At 54.6% G+C, this 17695-nt stretch carries 9 protein-coding genes and 1 pseudogene; all 10 read right to left on the bottom strand.

Going from position 1 to position 17695, the window contains the following annotated elements:
* Positions 1 to 565: 565 nt before the first annotated feature.
* Positions 566 to 755, bottom strand: a pseudogene (locus BMZ57_RS29820) (IS3 family transposase); the annotation flags it as partial.
* Positions 756 to 1120: 365 nt separating this feature from the next.
* On the bottom strand, positions 1121 to 1546 hold the full coding sequence (locus BMZ57_RS17765) for an ANTAR domain-containing protein (RefSeq protein WP_069673045.1): 426 nt from the start codon (positions 1544 to 1546) through the stop codon (positions 1121 to 1123).
* 12 nt (positions 1547 to 1558) lie between these two features.
* Positions 1559 to 2785 (bottom strand): EAL domain-containing response regulator, encoded by a 1227-nt coding sequence (locus BMZ57_RS17760; RefSeq protein WP_069673046.1) that lies wholly within the window; start codon positions 2783 to 2785, stop codon positions 1559 to 1561.
* Positions 2786 to 3149: 364 nt separating this feature from the next.
* A complete protein-coding gene (locus BMZ57_RS17755; RefSeq protein ID WP_437436598.1) occupies positions 3150 to 6749 on the bottom strand; it encodes a transporter substrate-binding domain-containing protein in 3600 nt (1199 codons plus the stop codon).
* Between the two features lie 39 nt (positions 6750 to 6788).
* The gene (locus tag BMZ57_RS17750; RefSeq protein WP_069673109.1) at positions 6789 to 7415 is read right to left on the bottom strand and encodes a response regulator transcription factor; all 627 of its coding nucleotides are present in this window, start codon (positions 7413 to 7415) and stop codon (positions 6789 to 6791) included.
* Positions 7416 to 7517: 102 nt separating this feature from the next.
* A complete protein-coding gene (locus BMZ57_RS17745) occupies positions 7518 to 8738 on the bottom strand; it encodes an EAL domain-containing response regulator (RefSeq protein WP_069673048.1) in 1221 nt (406 codons plus the stop codon).
* Between the two features lie 51 nt (positions 8739 to 8789).
* Positions 8790 to 10013, bottom strand: coding sequence for an HlyD family type I secretion periplasmic adaptor subunit (locus BMZ57_RS17740; protein WP_083266254.1), 1224 nt, complete (start codon positions 10011 to 10013; stop codon positions 8790 to 8792).
* Positions 10006 to 12171 (bottom strand): type I secretion system permease/ATPase, encoded by a 2166-nt coding sequence (locus tag BMZ57_RS17735; protein WP_069673049.1) that lies wholly within the window; start codon positions 12169 to 12171, stop codon positions 10006 to 10008. Before BMZ57_RS17735 ends, BMZ57_RS17740 begins: the two co-directional genes overlap by 8 nt.
* Positions 12168 to 13385, bottom strand: coding sequence for a TolC family outer membrane protein (locus tag BMZ57_RS17730; RefSeq protein WP_175439665.1), 1218 nt, complete (start codon positions 13383 to 13385; stop codon positions 12168 to 12170). The genes BMZ57_RS17735 and BMZ57_RS17730 overlap by 4 nt, the downstream gene beginning before the upstream one ends.
* Before the next feature lie 341 nt (positions 13386 to 13726).
* Positions 13727 to 17677 (bottom strand): Ig-like domain-containing protein, encoded by a 3951-nt coding sequence (locus BMZ57_RS29555; protein ID WP_217649217.1) that lies wholly within the window; start codon positions 17675 to 17677, stop codon positions 13727 to 13729.
* Positions 17678 to 17695 lie beyond the last annotated feature (18 nt).

Raw genomic sequence — 17695 nt, 5'->3', positions numbered from 1 at the left:
TGATGAAGACGAATCTGGACCGGGTTGCAACACCCCCCCCTTCTGGAGCCATGTAGACACGAACTGGCGACGCAAGCGGAGCCTATCTTACGAGCAGGCCAGACAGCCCTGAAGGTCTCTTATAGGGGTGTCGACTATGGCTGAAATCTCTCCCTCTAATATGTGACTGAATTAGGTAGATATCTAGGATTCCGTGAGGAACCTAATAATGAAAATTACTGATCAATCGAGAAACCTAAAATTTATACATACACAGCGCTACAAAAACAATCCAACTAATTGTCAGCACGAACGTAAATACACTCCACTGCCACCCCATACCTAGCTCCTATATTTTTGGCCTGCCTACATTCATACGGATTAAGACTAGGAGTTTCTGTAGGATTTTTCCTAAGCTCGCGTACATCTGGTGATCTAATGAAACCGGACAACCATTTGAAAACGAAAGCCACTCATCGGGTTGATCTAATCCGCATTACATCGCTGGATTAGTCAACTCCAGAAGCGGCGCAAGGGCGTTACTCAACAGAAAAGTCTCAAACAACGAAATGAGGTCCGACAGGCTTAATATGTCGCGCTCTTCATCCAAGCGCCGCATTTGGGCTCGCAGCCGTAAAATCTCGCTTATGGCTTCAAGCAGTTCGCTGGCCTGTTCTCGGTTTTGTAAGGCGTCACGGATTTAACTTACTTGCGGAGGCTGTGGGTTGAAACACCGAGGCGCTCGGCTGTTTCCGCACGGAGTATCTGCGCTCAATGACTTGTCTTACTGGTTCGGCCTTGAATTCCTGCGTGGGTCATTGGGAGCCGCACGAGCGCGCAGCTGCTCAGACTTCGCTTTTTTGCAGACGAATTCGACGATGCAGAACAATCAAATCAGAATGACGGTGATCGTTAAACGCTTTGACGGCTTGCCCGAATTTTCCCGCCAGTTAAACGCCTTGGAAATTTTTCACACGACGCTTCGAAGAACCTCGATATGAAATTGTCGAGCTGCTTGAAGCCTGAGAGCGATTCAATACACTGATCCGTGCGCACACTAGGTTATTAGAGCCAACGCTAGGAGCACGGGTTGAGCTGTGACTGAGTAGAGAAGAACCTGACGAATGCGCGCGCCACATAGTCAGCGGCCAAGTGTCCGAAAAAAGTAGCATGCGGGTATTGGCTGCGGCGAGTCGATCTGGTCCATAAAGCCTTTGATGAACGCAATATCGGGAACACCAGGCAGCTTTTTAATCACTCGGGTCGGTGGTTCTCCTTCGGCGTCTGGCAGCGGTATGGGCAACCCGTCGTAAATCAACGCGTGGTGCACGCTCGGGGAGTTATGGCAGAACGCTTCAAGGTCGAGCGTGGGAGTCCCTACAAATGCGCTGTTGATGAGAAGCAGATCGAAGGGATCAATGGTATGTTCGATCATCAACAGTAACTCCTCCAACGAGGAGACAGGTGCTACTCGATGGTAGCCACAGTGATTGAGCATCCGCTCGATGTTCAAGCGTTGAAGTTGGTCGTGATCGGCAATCAATATGCGGAAAGAGCGTGTGGGCATTCTTATATCCTTCTAAACCAGTTCAGCAGGCTGCCAGGCGCGCTTTCCAGTGGAGGCGCGCTTTTCCAACCAAGTCAAAAAACTTTGCCCGGTCATGGGTCTTGCAAAAAAATAGCCCTGCCCCTGAACACAACCTAACTCCAGCAACTGCTGATATTGCTCTTGTTTTTCGATACCCTCGATGACTACCGACATGCCAAGCGCTCTGCCTAGCTCAAGTGTGCACTTGATCACCGCCGTACTCCGCGGGTCATGGCCCAGCCCTCTGAGGAACTCCCTATCCAGCTTGATCTCGTTAAAAGGCAATTGGCACAAACGCTGTAGGGAGGAAAAACCCACGCCGAAGTCATCGATGGATAACCGGCAGCCCATCATACGTAACCGCAAGAGGCTTTCCAGACAAGTAGCCGACGCTTCGAGCAAGCCGCTTTCAGTCAATTCAAATGTCAGGATAGAAGCCGGTAGCCCGAAGCTGCACAAGATGCCTCGAATGATGGACACCAGCTCAGGATTGGAGAGCTGAACCGGTTCCAGGTTGAACGCAATATTCAACACATACCCGCGGTTAGAGGCCTCACGTGCCAGCGCCATGCCGTGCTTGATCTGGCTGAATAACAACTCATTCAGCAACCCGCAACTTTCAATGGCAGGCATGAAGACCGCCGGTAAAACCACGCCTTGGGTCGGATGATTCCACCGAGTAAGCGCCTCGACGCCGATGACATCACCATTAAGCAAATTGACTTTGGGCTGGAAATACGTCTCCATTTGTTGACGACTCATAGCCGACCGGACTTCGCTGGTTTGCGCTACCTCCAAGGATTTGAAACTCGTTGGTCCAATTCTAGGATCGCTCAAGTGTTTGAGCAAAAGCTCGCTTAAGGCTTCGCCGCGCAGTGGTTTTTCCAAGTCTCCCAACAGGGGTAATCCCAGTAGTTTCACCAGTTGCCGCGCGGCTTCGCGCATGTCCTTCGCCAAGGTACTGCTAAGTATTACCGTGCCCACTAGGCCGGCTCGGGCTACGCGATGCAGGAACTCCAGGCCATCTATGCCTTCCATTCGAAGGTCACATACAACAATGTCCACGGGGCCTACCCGCTGTAGCGTCTCAAGAGCCTGATCACCATTGGATGCACTAAACACCTCCTGACAGCCAAGCTCCTTCAACAGGTTGACGGTGACAATTTGCTGGAAAAGCTGGCCCTCAAGCACCAGCACTCGCAGGGGTAACACTTGCATCACTGATTCTCCACAATTTGGTTGCAAATCGAACGGTCGATAAGTCCTTATTGCTGGCGGTAGTCAATGACTACTCCAATGAGGCTCATGGACCTCAACCACTGCCTTGGGGGAACAGCCGTGTTCATGTCATCCCTTACGGAGGTTCATTAACGTTGCCGTGCAAATCAATTGCACTTTGCATTGCTGGTACTTGTAGCTACACCGTCAATGAAAGATGGGATCATTCCGTTGAGGCTTTGGTGGAAGAGTGTTCTTTTTGATTGTCGTGCCAAATTATCCGGGGATTTTCCTCACCACAATGTAGGAAATTTCCCTGAGAAAAATTCAAATCAGAGACCTTGGGGCGTGATCAGAGAGTCGATCAGTCGATGGGTTGGGCTATCCGGAGAGTCAACACCTGCGTCAACGCCTCCATTGCTTGGTACAGGGCATCCACTGATTCAGTCAAGCGTGTTGGATCCTGCGCGTCGCAATCTATCCGCAGCTGCTCGCAACACTGGATCAAGCGTTTTGCCTTGACGATGCGTGCACCACCCTTGACCCGATGCGCCAAATCAGCAAGCCCGGAGAGGTCATTCTGGCTGAAAAGCTTGAGCAGCCGTACTTGATCCTCTTCGTTACTGCTGAGCAGATCTTGCAACAGGCTGCGGATCGACGTTTGATCGCCGTAGGTCAGTTGTTCAAGGCTGACTAGGTCGATTTCGTCATCATAGGCGGCGACCTCTTCGTTATCGGGCTGCGGCTCGAATAACGACTCAACCCTCGATAGGCGTGCCGCCAAATCCTTCATGCTGATGGGTTTGAACAGGCAGTCGTCCATGCCCGCTTCAATACAACGGTCGACCTCATCGGGTTGTGCGTTGGCGGTGAAGCCAAGGATCAGACAGGGTGGTTTCTGCGAGTTTGCCTCATCATCGCGGATCGCTTTGGCGAGTTCATAGCCGTTCATCACTGGCATATTGCAGTCGGTAATCACCACATCAAAGGACTGGCTGCGCCAAGTACGCAATCCATGAGCGCCATCCTGTTCGTCTTTGACGCTGTGCCCCAGATAACTTAACTGTTGCAGCAGTAACAAACGATTGGCTGGATAATCATCCACCACAAGGATCTTCAGTGCACAGCTTGGCAACGGCTCGGTGCGCTCGGGCTGGCTGTGGGGCAACGGTTTTAGGACAGGCAGCGTCAAAACAACTTCCGTTTGCGTGCCCAAGCCCTGCACACTGCTCAGGTTTAACTCACCATCCATCATAGTGCACAACGTTCGGCTGATAGCTAGACCCAGCCCCGAACCACCGACCGTCAAATGGCTATGGTTGCCAACCTGGCTGAAGGGGGCAAACAGTTTCAATTGGTCTTCCGCGCTTATACCGACTCCGGTGTCGCGAACTCGTAACCTAATGCTCAATTGCTGGTGATCTTCATCGAACGTTGCCTTGACGCTGACTAGTACCTCGCCTTTTTCGGTAAATTTGATTGCATTGCTCAGCAAGTTCGCCAGCACTTGCTTGAAACGCACTGGGTCGATCAGTACGTCGCGGTCAGCCTGCTCATCGAAGTCCAGAAATAGCGGCAGATGCTTCAGGCGCGCACTGGCACTCTGCACCCGCACTACTGCGTCCACCAACTCTCTAAAAGCAGCCCGTTGCGGGGACAACGTAAAACGCCCGGATTCAATACGCGCCACATCTAAAATATCGCCGATTAACTCCAGCAACCCGCGTGCAGCGCTGGCGGCTACTTTGATGGCAAAACGATCAAGAATGCCCTGGTCGGCTTTTTTCATCGCCAATTCGAGCATGCCCACCACTGCGTTTATAGGCGTTCGCAGCTCATGGCTCATAGTGGCCAAGAACGTTGTCTTCGCTCTGTTGGCGCCGTCGGCTTCCTGCTTGGCCTCCTTGAGCTCCCGGAGCAGTCGCTCTCGCTCGCTGATATCGATCCAACCTGCAATGATTCCTTTGACTTCACCGGTACTGTCACGAAATGGCAGGATCCAATGATAAGCGTCAATTGTTTGCCCGTCGGCCAGCACCAATTGACGATCCTGAATCTGCTCCTGGCCGGCCTCCATGACCTCATGGTATTGCTGCTCGAATGCACGGCTGTCTGATGACTTGATGCCCACGTGAGCAGTGAGCGTAGTGCCGATCACTTGCTCACGGGTACGCCCAACCGCCTTGAGGTAGCGGGTGTTGCACAGCAGCATTCTGGTCTGTCGGTCTCGAACGTAAATGGGGTGCGGCAAGCCGTCGATCAGCACGCGAAGGAAGTCCATCTGTTCTTTAAGGGCGTACTCGGCGGCGGCACGTCGCTGAATCAGACGGCGCAGGTAAATGATCCACCCTCCAGCCGCAAGCAGCAGGCCTATCGCTACTGCTAACCATTTGAAAAAGGCACGCTGGCTGGCCTGCGTGCCGTGGTTGTCCAGCATTACTTCACCGCGCCAGCGATCAAAAATGTCGTCGAGTTCTTCGCGGGATAAACTGCGTAGTGTTTTCTCGAGGATCGAGTAAAGCTCCAGCGACCTACGATCAGTCGCCAATCTTAATTGAGCGAGAGGCTCACCCATCGTTTGCGTGATACGCAAACGATCACGGTAGAAAGTGGAGATCATATAGCGCGACCCCAGCATGATACTAATGGCGGCATCTGCTTTGTTCTGCGCAACCATCTCCATCATGTCGGCACGGCTACCCTCCTGTATCAGGGTAACGCTCGGGTAGTGCTTGGGCACATAGGTTGCCCAATAGCTGCCAGGGTTGACTACCAAGCGCTTGCCCTCCATGTCTTCCAAACTACGAGGCTGGCCCTCACCTACCCGGCTGACCAACACATCGGGGTTAGACATGTACGGCCGAGTGTAGAGCAATTCACCCATTCGCTCGGCGTGCTGGAACGTCGGAGCCAGATCAGCCCGCCCTTTCACTAACAGGTCCGCCTGCTCATCAAGGTTATTTACGCGTACCACCTCAAACTTTAAATTGGTGCGCTGGCTGATTTTCTCCAGCAAATCTGCGTTGAGGCCACGGAAGAGGTCATGTTGATCAAAAAAGGTAAACGGTGGATTGCCGTCGATCACCGCCACCCGCAACCAGGGATGCTCTGCCAGCCAATGCTGCTCTCGTAAACTCAGGCCAAGATCAAGGCTCTGACCAGTTGAGGCGCGCAGCCTCCAACGCCGGGCAATCGATTGTTTTTCGGCAGCGGGAATCGCATTCAGCGCCTGGTCGATCACTTCCAACAACTGCTTGTTGTCAGCATTCAAGACAAAACCGACACCGCTGACCTTTTTATCAACTGATGGACCCAGGTGCAGATCGGTGTAGAAGTTTCGTCGAACTAGATAGCTGGAAGTGATCTCAGAGCCCACGAATGCATCCGCCTGACCAAAGGCAACTGCACTGATGCCCTCCAGCGCCGAGGGATAGACAACAATTTTTGCCTTCGGGTAAAGCGCCTGGATTGTGGAAGGCTCAGCGTAGAGCTTGGACATTGCCAACCGCTGACCGGCGAACTCTTGCCGGGAATCACTGGTGGAACCGTGGCTCGTTGCCACAACCATTTGATCGAACATGTAGGGACGCGACATGATCAAGCCGGGCTGCGCGGACTCAACGCTGCGCGCCGCGCACAACAGGTCGAGTTCGCCAAGCCTGAGCGCCTGCAATGCCTGATCCCGGCTATCATAACGTCGGATCTGGACATCAATGCCCAGCGACTCAGTCAGCAGCCCGACATAATCGGCCGTCACTCCTTCGAAATCATTAGAGTCGGAGGAGACCACCACGGGCGCCGGATCGCTGAGTGCGACACCAATAACCAGAACCTTTTTATTGCGTAACCACCGCCAGTCCTTGGTCGGCAGTTCAACATCGAAATCAGCGGCAGGTTCGCGCGCTCGCAAGGTCAATGGCTCAAAGACCTGCTCGGCGGCATGGGGCAGTCCCAACACTCCCATCCAGAGAGAAAAAATGAAGTAATACGATAGCCGACTCATTCAGATCAATTGATGTCGTTTAGCAAAGTCGGCCAGGTAAACCACCGACTTAACCTTGAGCTTTTCAATTAACCGAGTTTTATAGGTGCTGATCGTCTTGTTACTCAACAGCATAGCGTCACCGATTTCCTTGTTACTGTAACCACGGGCAAGCTGCTGAAGAATTGCCAGTTCACGATTAGACAGCTGTTGGATCAACTCATGCTCGGATACCAGGTTATCGCCTGGGCGCACCGAGCTGTTGGAGAGCACCGGAAAATAGCTGAAGCCCTCGCGTATCACTTTCACTGCACGCATGAGCTCCTCAAGATCATCGCTCTTGGAGACGTAGCCAGACGCACCAGTGGCCATGCAGCGATGGGCATAAAAGGTCGGGTCCAGCGAAGTCAGTACGAGAATTTTGATCTGCATTTCCAAGGCGCAGATACGACTGATGACTTGCAGACCATCGAGCAGTGGCATCGAAATATCCAACACAATCAAATCCGGTACATGCTTGCGAGCCAGATAAACCGCTTCGACACCATTCTCGGCCTCAGCAACCACTGTCACTTGCCCAGCGTTGAGGAGCATTTTTACAGAGGAGCGGATAAACGGATGGTCGTCAACGATCAGTACTTTGAACATACGAACCTCTTTTTTCATCAGCATAATGAGCAGCATCAGAGAGATAGGTACATCAAGCTCTTAAACTAGCTCAGGTTCACGTCGAGAAAACACCAGCCTGAATTATTTTGATGACTTACTAGCACCCGCCTGATGTTGACTCTCTTGGTAGCGCTCGAGCCAACTACAGAAGTCGAGCTCGGACATCGGGACCGCCAAGTGAAAACCTTGGCCAAAATTGCAGCCCAAGTCAATCAGGGTATCGAGCACCGATTGGTTTCCGACGCCTTCAATAATCAGATCTATCTGCAATGCTCGGGTTAACGCGAGACTGCCGGCGACCACAGATCGATTACCAGGATTGGTTAGGTCTTGAACGAACACCCCATCAAGCTTGATCTGGCTTAAGGGGAGTTGCGCTAGTAGCCTTAGCGAAAAAAAACCCAGGCCAAAGTCATCGATCGACAACCCACACCCAACCTCATGCAAACGTAAAAGGTTTGCCAAGGCCGGCGCCGGCAGATCCAGAAGGCTGCTCTCAGCGACTTCGAACGTCAGGGCCGAACCTGGCAAATCATAACTATGCAGACATTGAATGGTGTAGTCGACCAGTTCATTTCCAACCAATTGGGAGGCCGTCAGGTTGAATGACATTCCCAACTCAATGCCTTGGGCGCGCAACCGCATCATTAAAGCAATGCCTTGGTCGAGTAGTTGCTTGAACATCTGATCAATCAGGTTATAAGCCAGAACAGCGCCCATTAGCTCACGAGGCAATAACATCCCTCGCGTAGGGTGACGCCAACACACCAGCGCCTCAACGCCTAGTAGTCGTTGCTCTACGAGATTGAACTTGGGCTGGTACAAGGCTTCGAATTCGCCAACATCCAAGCCATGCCGCACCTGATCTTCAGGTATCAACTCAGGCACCGACAGATCGCGCGTCGACAGCGCTTGGTGGCGAAGCTTGAAATTTACCAGCAGCCTCTGCAAATCCTGCATGTCCAACGGTTTTTCCAGAATGCCCAGCAACTCCAGACCATACAGCGTCTTCATCTGCCTCACGGTACGATAGAGTTCGGCCTGTAACTCACTATAGGCCACCAATGTCTGGACGTTTCCCCGCTCTGCAGCCACTTTTAGAAACTCGGAGTGGTTGATCGAACCATCGGCCAGGTCGAAAAAAACAATATCGATCTTACGCAGTTGTTTCAGCAGGCCAATTGCCTGCTCAGCATCGCTTGCCGATTGCACATGGCCGATCCCCAGATTGCCGAGGGCCTTCACGAGCACGGCGCGCTGAAAAGCGTGGTGTTCAATGACCACTACGCTGTCAGGACTCATATTTTTCACCCGGTTCTACTTAACGAAAAGTTGCATGTCCACGCGCTGGGCTCAGCGCTCCCGCATGGCCTCCTGGGCCTTATTGAACGGCTTGATTAGATAGTCCAGCACGGTTTTCGAGCCTGTCTTGATATCCACCGTTGCAATCATCCCCGGAACAATCGCGAAGCTCTTTCCTGACTTATTAATAAGCTCATTCGAGTCCGTGCGAATAAACACTCGGTAGTAGTAATTTTCTGGCCTGACCTTGTCCTGGATTGTGTCCGGAGAAATCGTTACTACCTTGCCGTCCAGCCCGCCATAGATCGAGTAGTCATACGCGGTAAGTTTCACCTTGGCGGCCTGGTCCGGATGAATGAAGGCAATATCCCTGGGTGAAATGCGCGTCTCGATCAGCAACTGATCATCTAGCGGCACGATCTGCATCAATTTACCGTTAGGCGAAATGACACCGCCAATGGTTGTCACCTCGATACCCTTGACGATGCCTCGAACAGGCGACAGGACGGTCAGGCGCGTTAACGAATCTTCCCGCCCACGAATAACCGAACTCAACGAGCTTACCTCGGAGCGCGCCTTGGCCAACTCTTCTCCCGCCTGTACCTGATAGGAAGAGCGCAGTTCGGTAGCCTTGAGTTGCAGCTCGCTGCGCTGACGTTGCAAGCGGATCACTTCGACGTTGCTGGCGGCGCCGGTCCTGGCCAGTGATTGGGTGATTTTCAGCTCACGCTCGACCAACCTGAGCGAGTCGTTTACGCCGGCCAGAGATTCCTTGAGCCGGCTGATACGTTCCTGATGCAGCCTGGTTTCGCGCTTGATCAGCTCGGGGTAGCCCTGCAGTTCATCAGGAAAGCTCAGCGGTTTACCGTCCACTTCTGCCTGCAACCGTGTGGCGCTCGCTAGAACAGCCCGATAGCGTGCAGCGCCCTCCTCAACATTCGATTGGGATTTTGTCGGGTCTAGCTGGGCCAACACTTGCCCCTGCTCCACCAAGTCACCTTCAGCAACGTGAAGTTCTGCCAAGATGCCGCCTTCCAGTGATTGAATGACCTGCTCGTGGGAGCTGGGAATCACCTTGCCGTCGCCCTTGGACACCTCATCGAGTTCGGCAAACAGGGCCCAGGCACCTAGAATCATCATAATCAATACCAGGCTGCCGATGATCCGTGTCGAGTGATGCAGCGCAATGTCATCGGCAGGATCCATGGCCTCCAGCGGTTTTTTATTGCGGATAAGAGCACGCAACCGCGACAGTTTTTCGTGAACATCAGCCATGCTGGGCGGCTCCCGTAGAGTGAGTAGCACTGAGTCGGCGGATCGCTTCATCCTTGGTTTCATCCAGCACGACCTTGCCGTCGTCAACGACAATGATTCGCTCGACCAGATCCAGCAACGCCGGACGATGGGTTGCGATCAGCAAAGTTTTGCCCTGTGCCCACTGGTCGAGGTTTTCCAGGAACAGTCGCTCTGCGCCTTCATCCAGTGAAGAGGTCGGCTCGTCCAACAACAGCACGTTGGGCTGGCGCAACAGCAAGCGGGCCAGCAACAGCGATTGTTTCTGGCCGCCGGAGAGCCCAAGTCCCCCTTCCAGGATCAAATGATCCAGGCCCGTCGGCAGCTTTTTGATGAATGCATCGGCGCCGGTCAAGGCCAGTGCCGAGAGCATCTCCTCATCGGCGGCTAACGGCGCGCCCAGCTTCAGGTTCTCGCGGATAGTGCCGTGAAAGAGATGGGAGTCCTGGGTCAACAAGGCCACATCCCGGCGCAGGTCCGCCGGGTCCAGGTGTTGCAGCGCCACGCCATCCAGGCTGACCAGGCCGGAGCGTGAATCCACCCCCCCGACCAGTGCCTGCAGCAGCGTGGACTTGCCTGCGCCGTTGCGGCCCAGTACGGCAATGCGTTCGCCGGCACGAATGTTCAATTGGCTGACGTGCAGCACCGGGCGGTCTTCGCCATAGGCAAATACCGCCTGGTCGAGCACATAGTCGCCATATAGATGGGCGCGGTGGACTTTGTGGCTGTGTTCGGGATGGTCGGTGGGCAAACGCATGAGCTTGTCCAAGCCTGCCAATGCAGTCTTGGCCTGCTGCCAGCGAATGATCACTTGGGTCAACTGGGCCATTGGCGCCATCATGCGCGAGCCCAGAATCGAGGCCGCGACCAGTGAGCCAGTTGTCAGATCGCCAGTCATCACCATCGGCGCGCCACAGAAAATCACTACCGCAAATACGAGGGTCTGTATCGAATTCGACCAATATTGCAAACGATGGGTAAATGCCTTTAACCGCAGGTTCGCCGATGCGGTGGCTGTGTTGTAATGGTTCCAGCTCTGCTGACACTTTTGCTCGGCTTGCAGCGCCTTGACATCCTCCATGCCCTGGATGGTTTCCACCAACAAGGCATTGCGCAGGCTGGACTCACGCAGCGCTTCGTTCGCCAGACTCCCTAGTTTGGCTTGGGACAACAGGCCGGGAGTGACCATCAACACTAGCGCGCAGAGTGGCACCAGCACCAGCGGGCCAACCAGCAGCCAGAATACGCCCAGGAACAACAGGAAGAACGGCAGGTCCGCCAGCGCCGTGATGGTGCTGGAGGTGATCAGTTCGCGAATCTGTTCCAGCTCTCGAACCTGGGAAATGAAGGTACCGGTGGACCGCGGACGGGCCGAGTTGCGCAACCGAATGGCATGGCCAAAGACCTTGTCCGACAGACGCGTGTCCGCACGTTTACCCAGCAAGTCAGTGACATGGGAGCGGGCGTTGCGGATGGTGAAATCAATACCGGCCGCCAACAGTACCCCGATGAACAGGACATACAAGGTCGGCATGGAACCGGCAGGAATCACCCGGTCATAGGTCTGCATGGAAAACAGCACCCCGGCCAAGCCCATCAGGTTGGCAACCAACGAGGCGAACAGCACATAGCGATACGACTTCAAGTCCCGCAGGACGATGGCCTTGAACCAGCTTTTGTCATACGGTTTGATGTAATCATCTACTCGTACGTCGGCACGATTTCCCACAGGGCGCAGCAGAATGACTCGGCGGCACTGCTCCAGCAGCTCCTGGCGCGACAACACCGTGGCCAGGCCATGGTCGCCGCTGAGCCGGACTTGTAGCAGATCTTCGGCGCGCAAGCTTTCGATCAGCGCCAACTGGCCGTCGACCAATTGCACCAGCAAGGGTAACCGCCATTGAGTCAGGTCCTCGGCCTGCAACTCGTCGTCAATCTTGACCGACAACCCCAGGTGCTTGGCAATAGCGTACAACTGGTCATCGGAATGCACACCGCCCTGCCAGGCTGCTGCCAGCCGGGCGTCCTCGGGCGAGAAGCTGAGGTTGTAATGATCGGCGACCAATAACAGCATCTCCAACCAGGGCGGGGAAACAGCTTGCGGACTTGCTTGCTGTGGCTCTTGAACACGGCGATTCATGGTAAACGCTCCCGGTAGGTGTCATCACTGGGAGCACCAAATGACTGACTGAGATGACCTGCGCTATACAGGCAGTTAATCTGTAAACGACGCAGGCTATTGAGTGTGGTCTGCTGCTCGACCCGCGATAAATAGGCCTCTTGCTCGGCATTGAGCAAATCCAGCAGCGGCCGTGTTCCCAGCTCGAGGTATTGCTGGCGGTAAAGCACGCGGGTTTCATCGATCGTGCGTTCGCGTACAGTCTGGGCACCGAGGCTGGCATGCAACTTCAGCACCTGGCTTTGCGACTGCTGCATTTCCTGGCGTGCCCGTAATCGGGCTGTATCAAGCCCCGCCAAGGAGGACGCCAGGGCTCGCTCGCTAGCAGCCTTGCCCGCCGTGATCGCGTTCCCTTGATAGATCGGCATGCTCGCGTTGAGAAACACGCTGTAGCGGCTGCGGTCCTGGCCTGTCCCGGGGTTGCCATCCAACTGATGGCTGAATGTCGGCTCCAGGGACAGCGTCGGCAGTGCGGCTGCCTTGGCGGAGGCCACTTCGGCCCGGGCGCGAACCACGCGCGCCTGGGCGGCCTGTACCTCGGGATTGTCTTGCATGTTGGCGCCGAGCTGCTGGCACGAGTGCTCCAGTTCTCGCGGAAAATGGTCGGAAACGCCTTCGATCCGGGGGTGCCCGGTCAGGCTCGATAACGTGGCAAATGCCCGCGCCAGATTAGCCTGATGCTGGAACCCGGTGACCTTGGCGGCTTCAATACGCGAAACGGTCTGCACGTAATCCGAACGGTTACTGGCGCCCATGTCGAGACGTTGGCGAGCCAGATCGGAGACTTTTTCCAGGCTGTTTATCTGGTCTCGGGTGATCGCAATCAATCGCTGGTAATACTGACCATCAAGGAATGCCAGCGCGGTATTCATTGCCACCTGCTCGACACTCAGGCGCACGCCTGCCTCGCGCTCGGTTACGCCGGCCAGGCTGGCTTCGACGGCGCTGGATACCTTGCCGAAGTCGTACAGCATCTGCGAGGCACTGACGTCCAATACCTGGGCGCTGTGACCGCCAGGCACACCACTTTGATAACCGGTGCGCACGCCGCCACCGATCCTGGGGTAATACCCGGCCCGTGCCACTTCAACCCGCTGCTGTTGTTCATTGACCCCTTCCCGGGCCCGCAGGATATCCGGGTATGACGTCATGGCCTGGCGCACGGCTGCACGCATGTCCAGCTCCGCAGTGCCCGCAGTGGGTAAATTGCTCACGCTCACTTGGGGAGCGGAGGATGGAAGAAACTGCCCAGCTTCAATCAATGAAACCAAAGATGGCGCGGGGACCGTTTCTTGGACTTGGCTGTTCTTGATCGGTTGCACGGCAGGCGCAACGTAATCTTGGGGTTGGCCATGCACCGAAGGTGCATTGACCTGTGCGGCCACGCCGCCCGAACTGAACGATAACGTTATCGTCAGGCAGGCAATATCGCGCCGGGGATGGAATATCCGGAACATAATTTACACTCAGGAAAAATAACCCTGGGCCATACAGCCCAGGGTTCTGTCATTGCGACTTAAACGACGGAAACACCGCTCTCGATCCAGAGGTCTTTCTTCGACGTTTCATCTACGTAATGCACGTACTCATGTCCATCTAGTGGCGCCTTGAGTCCGTCGGATTTCCAAGAGTCCGGCAAATCCAGGGTCGAGACTGAGGTCGACTTCGATACCGTGCCATCGGCTTGCAAGACGTCATTCAACGTCAGCGTCAATTTGGTCTTGGTCGGATCGTCTTTGAGTTGCAGGCTGACCAGTTTTTTGACATCCAGGGTTGCCCCTTGACCCACATTGAGTGAAGGGAGTGCAGCCTTGCTGTGGACGTCTGCATCAATCTGGCTTTTAGAATGCGCAGGTTGTGCTGCCAGATCAGGTGCTGGGTCCATGCCAGCCGGCGCTTTGTAGAGTTCGGCGACTAGCTTGGAGTCTACAATCTTCACCTGAAGGGTGGAGGTTACCGTCTCGCCGTTCGTATGCTGTACCTGATAAGAGAACGTTTCAATTTCATTCAAGCCCGTCAGGCTGAGTTTGGGCGTGTACGTGTATTCTCCGTTAGCCGCGATTTTCAAATCACCATATTTACCGACAATGGTCTCCTGAAAAGTTGATGGCATGGATTTACCATCGACACTGACAATGCTGGTCTCTTCATTGGTGATCAAATCACCGGAGACGGAATAGGCTTTGATATCAATGTGGAATGTTGATGTGAATTTGGTTCCCCCGGCGGTCCTTGCCTCGTACGAAAAGGACTCGGTTCGATCCGAAGGGGTAGTCTTAGTGTTCTGTCTGTAGGTCGCATGACCATCGACTCCGATACTCAGTTCACCAAACTGCCCTTTCACCACCGTGCGTACTTCATTGACCACTTCCGTATCATTAACCTTTGTCAACTTTGCGCCTGCCGGCAGCTTCAAGTCACTCCTTATCAAGCTGTTGGCAAAGCCACCAATGAGCGACGTATGAACGATTTTGGTGTTAAAAACTGTGGCGCCGACACCAGCAACGTTGTAGTTGAGGACCGTCACTCGGTACTCACCCGGCGTTTCATATGTCGAGGTGAATCCCGCCCTGCCGCCGCCGATCGGTACGACTGACAAATTGCTCAGCCCACCTGTGCTGCTACTGGTGACTTCAACCCATTTTCCATTGACCAGCTTCTCCAATTTCACACTGTTGTAGTTAACAACATCAACGTTTACGGGGGCGGAACCACTGACCGTAACCTCGACCTTCTCATTCTCACTGACAACAAACTTATAAGTCTCTGAAATAGGTAAAACCCGACCTAACCCCAAAAGATCGTCACTAAAAAAATTAAGAAATGAGCTCAGGACCGAACTGCCAGCAGTGATGAGGGTGGCGGATTCGCTCCGCTCTAACTTTGTGATGTTTGAGTCAATGAATTGGCTAACGGTGACTTCTTTGTGTTCCACCACCAATTGATGAGGCGCCGTTACCGACGCAGACCCTATGGAGGTGGACTGGTTATCCTGGGACGCTGAAGTCACCTGCAGAACTGCACCACCCATCTGAACTTTTACAGGCACCTTATAGTTGCCGTCGGCATCGACGAGCTGTTCGCCCAAGATCTCGCCGCCAGCATTTTTCACCACTACCTTGGTATGTGGCGTGGCCTTACCAGAAACAAGCTTGCCATCGGCACTGATCATCGCGCTTAGCGGGGCCTGAATTTTCTCGCCCGCCACCTGAGGCGCAATCAGCTCTGTGGGCAACGACTCTTTGCCCGCCAGCTCAGCCACAACTTTGATTTTGCTGCCTGTAGGCTGCTTGACAATGGTTCCCGCAAACGTACCGTCCTTGCCAACTCCAATTGGTCCGGCCAGCAGTTTACCGCTGGCGTCCCTGACCGAAACGTTCGCACCCGGCTGGGTCTTGCCGCTTATCTGGGTGCCGGTGGCATCCAGGTGGGCTTCCGGCTGAGGTAGTCGCTCGACCTCGGTGGCCGGTGTTTTCACGTAGGCAGGCGCAGACTCCACGCCCTGCCTCTGTGCCGTCACGGCCAAGGTAGTGTCAGCGGGCTGTTTCGCGATGTTGACCACAAAGGTGCCATCCTGCTGAACGACGCCAGAACCGATCTCTTTGCCCTTGACATCCTTGACGCGGATGGTCTCGCCCGTGATGCCCTTGCCCGTAACCTGGGTCCCGGCTTCGTCGATCAGCACCTCGGTTGGCGTATTGGAGGCGATGCGCGGCGTCATAACAGATTCAGAAGCAGACACCTTGTCGTTGCTCTGAAGTGCGACATTCAACAGTTTCCCGCCTGGCTGCAGAGGGATAGTGACGCCGAAGATACCGTCTGGCCCAACGATGCCTTTGGCGATCACGGTTTTGTCATCCGCCGACTTGATCAGCGCGATGGTATTGGGCGTGCCCTTTCCCTGCACCTTGGTGCCGCTAGGGTCCACACTCAAATCGAACGGTTTTGCGGGCGTCTCACCGATGTTCAGGGGTACCAGCAACAACGCTGGCTCCGAGACCTTGCCGGCCTTGACTGCGCTGATGGCCAGCGTTCCACCACCTTTCTGCGGCGGAATATTGGCTGAAAACATGCCATCGGGACCGGACTTGAACGTGCCGAGTTCCTGATGGGTATCAAGGTTGATAATCTTGGAACTTTCACCCGGCTTGACTTTGCCCAGCACGCGAGTGCCGCTCGGGTTGATACTCAGCTCAGTCGGAGGCAATGGCAGATCCGTATCAATGAACGGTGTCACGACGGAAACCTTAGGTGATGAGTTTGCCCCGTTGTACGCTGTCACGCTCAAGATGGCCCCGGTCTTCTGGGAGATGCTTAAGGCAATCTCTACAGAACCAGTCTTGGTGACTACGCCACTGCCCAACTCCTTGCCACTGGCGTCCAATACCTTGATGATTTCGCCGGGCTTGCCCTTGACCGTTACTGCGCTCCCGGTGTGGTTGATCACAGCGTCACGTGGCGCCAGCACGGGTACTGCAAGGGTCGCAGGCGCTGAATGTGCGCCGCCCAGGCTAAGCGTTGCGTTGAGGCTTTCACCGCTCACACCGGAAGGCAGTTGCACATTGCCCTTGCCATTTGCATCCAGTAGTACATCAACGATAGTGCCGTCTGGATTCTTGATATGCACGATACCGCTGGGCTTACCTTCTACACTTACCTGCCCCTTGACCGCATCGACAATACCGAACCTCGGCGCCAGTAGGGGCACCTCAAGCTTCGTGGCTGGCGACGTCATACCTTCTGTTTTGGCAACCACGCCAACTTTCCCACCTCCTAGAGCATGGGGCAGTTTGAGTGTGACGTGGCCTTGTGCATTCAGCAGCACCGGCGCACCGACCGGTTTTCCATCTTTATCCTGCAACTGCACACTGACGTTCGGCTTACCGGTGACCGACAGCTCACCCTTGACCGCATCCAATACCAGAACTGGCTTGAGCAGCGGAACGACCAGGTCCTCGCTGAGAGGCGATTTAACCCCTTTAAAAGTTTGGACAGCCTGCAGCGTTTGCGCACTAGACTCGGTCGGAATGGAAATCGCCCCCTTGCCTTGGGCATCCAACTTGACAGACAGGCCCACCGGCTTGCCACCCTTATCCTGCAACTGCACAACGGCCCCTGCTTTGCCTTGGACCGCCGTCATACCGTTTTGCGGATCAACTGCGCCCAATACAACTTTGAGCAAAGGAATATCAGTCCGTGCGGTCGGTGACTCTTTCTGACCATACTTGATCGATACGCTGACTGATTCTCCGCGTAATGATGGAGTAAGTAACATGCTACCCTTGCCATCACTGCCTAGCGTGAGACGCTCAACAACCTCGCCCGCCGGATTCTTGACCTCTACCTTCGCATCCGGCTTACCGGCTATTTCCAAGAGTGTGCCGTCTTTGTTGAAAGACAATTTGGGCTCCAACAGCGGAACCTCAACTTTGGTAGTCGGCGACTGCTTGTCACCGTCCTTGATCAACACGCCGACCTGTTGACC

The organism is Pseudomonas simiae, from assembly GCF_900111895.1.
GTDB classification, from domain to species: Bacteria; Pseudomonadota; Gammaproteobacteria; order Pseudomonadales; family Pseudomonadaceae; genus Aquipseudomonas; species Aquipseudomonas simiae.
The sequence above is the reverse complement of the archived record's forward strand: the minus strand, read 5'-3'. Positions and strand labels throughout refer to the sequence as shown.

Bases quoted from the DNA above. Each gene is read 5' to 3' on its own strand.
- BMZ57_RS17765 (WP_069673045.1), bottom strand. From the start codon at position 1,546: ATGCCCACACGCTCTTTCCGCATATTGATTGCCGATCACGACCAACTT.
- BMZ57_RS17760 (WP_069673046.1), bottom strand. From the start codon at position 2,785: ATGCAAGTGTTACCCCTGCGAGTGCTGGTGCTTGAGGGCCAGCTTTTC.
- BMZ57_RS17755 (WP_437436598.1), bottom strand. From the start codon at position 6,749: ATGGGAGTGTTGGGACTGCCCCATGCCGCCGAGCAGGTCTTTGAGCCA.
- BMZ57_RS17750 (WP_069673109.1), bottom strand. From the start codon at position 7,415: ATGTTCAAAGTACTGATCGTTGACGACCATCCGTTTATCCGCTCCTCT.
- BMZ57_RS17745 (WP_069673048.1), bottom strand. From the start codon at position 8,738: ATGAGTCCTGACAGCGTAGTGGTCATTGAACACCACGCTTTTCAGCGC.
- BMZ57_RS17740 (WP_083266254.1), bottom strand. From the start codon at position 10,013: ATGGCTGATGTTCACGAAAAACTGTCGCGGTTGCGTGCTCTTATCCGC.
- BMZ57_RS17735 (WP_069673049.1), bottom strand. From the start codon at position 12,171: ATGAATCGCCGTGTTCAAGAGCCACAGCAAGCAAGTCCGCAAGCTGTT.
- BMZ57_RS17730 (WP_175439665.1), bottom strand. From the start codon at position 13,385: ATGCGTGCAGCCGTGCGCCAGGCCATGACGTCATACCCGGATATCCTG.